This is a genomic window from Sulfuriferula sp. (genome assembly GCF_054605375.1).
This window is the reverse complement of the sequence record NZ_JBTSEG010000060.1, coordinates 1-4,149: the sequence shown is the minus strand read 5'-3', so window position 1 is coordinate 4,149 and position 4,149 is coordinate 1. Positions and strand designations below refer to the sequence as shown.

The following is a 4,149-nucleotide window of genomic DNA, read 5'->3' as shown; positions in this document are numbered from 1 at the left end:
CATTCGGGCTGGCATTGATCTTTGCGCTCAACCAGGCACGGATTATTGCCTTGTTCTACACCTTCCGCGAGCAACGCAGCCTGTTCGACTTGTTGCACACCACCGTGCTGCCGGCCGTGCTGGTCGCTGCCGTCGCACTGTATTTCTATGCCGTCCTCCATCGCAGCCGTCTGGCCTAGTCCCGGCCGGTTCGCGCTGGCGCTTAGCCTTGGCTTTGCACTCACCCTGGCCGCGGCATGGTGGGGGGGCTCGACGCTGATCGAGGCCCTGTTGCCGTTGGCCCATGCCACGCTGGATTGGATGGACGACCGCTTCAATGTTCGTTTTCTTGGCGTCGAGCACAACTGGCAAGATACCGTGATCCGGCTTCGGCTGGGCTTCTCACGTGGATTCGTGCTGGGTGGGCAGGTCCTGTCGGCCGACCCCAGGGGTTCAGTGTGGGTTTCAACGCCGGTAGGGAGCCTGCTCCAGCCCCTGGTCATTGCACCGGCCATGGCGGCGGCGCTGCCCGGGCGGCTGCCCATCCGTTTGATACGGGCGGGCCTCGCCGTGCTGCTTGCCCTGGCGTTCCTGCTGATCGACTTGCCGCTTACGCTCCACGCCGCCGCCTGGGACGACCTCGCATACAGCCTGAAGGTGACCGACTTCTCGCCCTTGCTGGCCTGGTACCAGTTCAGCTTGTCCGGGGGCAGGCTGGGGATAGGCGTGCTGATGGGGGTGGTGACGTGGAAACTCAGATGACGCGCTAACCCGCATGAATCCGGTCGTTTCATAAATTCCAAGTACTGTCTATACGACTTTAGTCTAAGAGCCGCCCGGCCTATTAATCCACCTAATGAGACGGGTCTACCCGTCACATCGCCTGCGTAGTCTCCCGGCTGTCCAGCCCTTGGGAGAAGGCTCGTGAACCGACAACAACTACGCATCGCCTATTCATTTTCATTCTTGCTTGCATTGACCGTCGCTTTGCCGGCTCGGGCGACAGTCGATGACGCGCGCGCCAAAGGGATCAAATGGATGGTGCAAACCCAGAAGGGTGATGGGTCGTTCGCAGGCCTGGATGGTCTCGATGTGCAATCCACTTCTGCGGCGGTGGAAGCGATGCTCGCGGCCGGCATGACGCGATCCCCGCAATACGCGCGTGCCTTGGCATGGCTTACCAACGCCTCGGGGGGCAGTCTGGATTCACAGGCTTGGCAGGCGTCCGCATTGGCCGCTGCAGGCCGTGACGCCACAACGGTCGCAGGCGCGATCCGTGACGAACGGAATACCACGGTTGCGAAGTCAGGCAGCCTTCAATATATCAACGGCGCCACCTTCACTACCTGGGGCGCCTTTCCGGGTTATGGCGCAGGCTCACTGGATACCGCACTCGGTTACGGCGCACTGCGCAGCGCGGCTGTGTCTTATGCGAACGACACCTTGGATATGACGGCCACATTCTTGTGCATTATCTTGCCTGCGCAACTCACCGTCTCGCCATGGAGTGGTGCCTGGCCCTATGCGTTGCCGCAAAACGGGCAGCCGTCAAATGCCTCCACAGGCTCGCTGATGGCCACCGCGATCATGCTCTACGAACTTAAGAAGCAGCGCCAGGCCGGGCAGGCCGGGCGCTTTCAGTCCATCACTGCTTGCGGTAAGTCCTCCCCAAGCGCGATCGACAACGCCATGGGCCTCGCCAAGACCTGGCTCATCAACCAGATCAACACTGGCGACGGCGGCTTCGCCGAGCGCAACCCGCAGACCGGCAGCCTGGAAGCATCGGCGCCGGTGGCCACCGCCATGGCTATCCGCGCGCTGGCCTTGTTCGCCGCCGAGGGCGACAGCGCTTCTACCACCGCGATCACCAACGCCCGTACCTGGCTGGCTGCCCAGCAGAACACCGACGGCAGCTGGAAGGGTGATCCTTTCGTCACAGCCCGTGTCGTTGTCGCGCTTCCCGTCGCCACCGGCACTCAGCTCACCGACAGCGATCAGGACGGCCTGCCCGACGTGGTTGAACAGCAACTCGGCACCCAAATCCTGGTCGCCGATGCCCAGGGTCAGCTGGACCCGAATGCCAATGCCGTACCGGGGATCAACGCCACCTCGTTCAGCGCGTCGGCCACCCTTAGCATGCCTTTCAACTACACCGTGTCCGCCCCGGGCGGAAATGGTCCGTTCACCTTCGTGCCGGTCAACGGCACCTTGCCGCCCGGCCTTACGCTGGCAGCCAGCGGCCAGATCTCCGGCGTACCTTCAGCATTGGGCAGTTACGCCTTCGATTACGAAGTCACGGATGCCACCAATTCCAAAACCCTGGTCATCGGCCGCATCGACGTGACCGCGGCGTCGCCCTCCGATGGCGATGTGCCTGTGCCGCCCTGGGCTCTGGTGGCGCTGGGGGCAGGGCTGCTTGGCGCCATGCGCCGCCACGGCGCACGTATTTCGGAGCAGCGCCGGAATTCCGCTCGTGTATCCGCCTGACGCGCACGCGTCGAGCCAAACAAATAAAAGATCATCAAGGGAGCAACCCCATGTCTTGCCAGACCCTGCACCGCCTGATTCTGACGGCCGTCATGAGCGTCACAGCCTTGGCTGCAATCGCCGCGCCGCCCAAGGACATCGCGCCCGTTCCGGCAGAAGCGGTGAAAGCCGTGCGCGCCGCGCAGCACGGGCGGCCCGACCCGATGGCGGAGGCGCTGGATCGCCACCTGCGGGATGATCTGGACCTGGCAGCCCGCGGTGAGCGGGCTGCCACACGGCTCAAACAGAAAGGCGTCGAAGCGCTTGAGGTTCGGAACACCCTCGTCCGCCATCAGACCGAAGCGGCCGCCCGGCGGCAGGAAATGCTCAGCTTGCGCGACGATGTTATGGCCCGGCTCGATCGGGAAACACAGGCGCTGACGGCCCAGGGAAACACCACCTCAGCGGCGCAGGCCGCCGGGTTCAAGCAGAAGCTGCTCGCCCGCTTCAATACCGTCGCCCAGGACCTCGACGACCTCTCGAAGGCCGATAAGACCAACCTCGACGCCCGCGCCCGGCGGGCTGCCAGCCGCATCCAGGGCTGGCTGGCCGCGCGCCCGGCCGACCCCTTGCCGCAGCCCAACTGGCGCCGCGTCGAGCCGGTCGCCCCGATGGCGCTGCCGCCCGCCAGAACCGTCCCGCGTTTCGTCGCGGACGCGTACTGGCTCATGCAGCAAAAGATCGCCAGCCGCGACGGCTTCGTCCACGTCGCGCTCACGTCCACGCCGCCGGAAGCCACCGCCTGCGGATATGACCAGCAGACCGACCTGGCCGACTCCCCCGAAGCGCCGAAGACGCAGCCCGACATCGTCGCACTCGCCAAGCAACTCGACTACAACCCGGTGCGGATGTTCGAGTGGGTCAACCAGAACATCAAGTTCGAGCCGTACTACGGCTCCATGAAGGGTGGCCTCGGCGCGTTGTGGAGCCGGTCGGGCGGCGCCACCGACCAGGCCAGCCTGCTGGCGGCCTTATTCCGTGCGTCCAACATTCCCGTGCGCTATGTGCGCGGCAACATTGCCGTACTGGACGGCACGGCAATGGGCGCCAACGGGCGCGGACCGCGCTGGATCGGCGCCAAGAGCTACGCGGCTGCGGCGCAGATTCTGGCGAACAACGGCAATCCGGCCGCCGGCGCATACGCCAATGGCATCGGCATGGCCCACGTCTGGGTCGAAGCCTGCCTGCCCTATGCCGCCTATCGCGGCACGGGGTTAGACAACTCCGGCTATCGCTGGGTGCCCCTCGATCCTTCCTACAAGGACCAGCGCTATCAGGCGGGCATTTCAGTCGACAGCGGCTTCGACTTCAACTACACCAGTTGGCTCGCCAGCCGGCTGGATGGGCAGGGGAACTATAGCTTGCCGCAGGAAGCGCTGGCAGGAGAAGTGGTCGCGAACGTCCAGACCAAGGCGCCTAACTACGCCAACAACACCATCGAGGATGTGCCCTACAAATCGGAAATCAAGCGCCAGCGCTTCGATATCCTGCCCATCGTTCCGCCGTACGAGGTGCTTCAATACACCAGCTGGAGCGGGGTGGCGAACGACCCGGCCGAGACCGCCGCGCTGCCGGATCGCCACAAGTACCGGCTGCTGGTTGCCGTCAAGACTTCAACGGACAGCCTCCTCGCGCAAAAGACCC

3 protein-coding genes are annotated in these 4,149 nt (G+C 64.4%); all 3 read left to right on the top strand.

Annotated elements, in window-relative coordinates; all coding sequences use genetic code 11:
- The first annotated feature begins 147 nt into the window (after positions 1-147).
- Entirely contained in the window at positions 148-741 is a 594-nt protein-coding gene (locus ACYCZJ_RS16360) for a hypothetical protein (RefSeq protein ID WP_461555289.1), read from the top strand.
- Between the two features lie 162 nt (positions 742-903).
- Positions 904-2,466, top strand: a complete 1,563-nt coding sequence (locus ACYCZJ_RS16355) for a putative Ig domain-containing protein (protein WP_461555288.1) — start codon at positions 904-906, stop codon at positions 2,464-2,466.
- 50 nt (positions 2,467-2,516) lie between these two features.
- On the top strand, positions 2,517-4,149 hold a 1,633-nt coding region (locus ACYCZJ_RS16350; RefSeq protein ID WP_461555287.1), incomplete at its 3' end, for a transglutaminase-like domain-containing protein.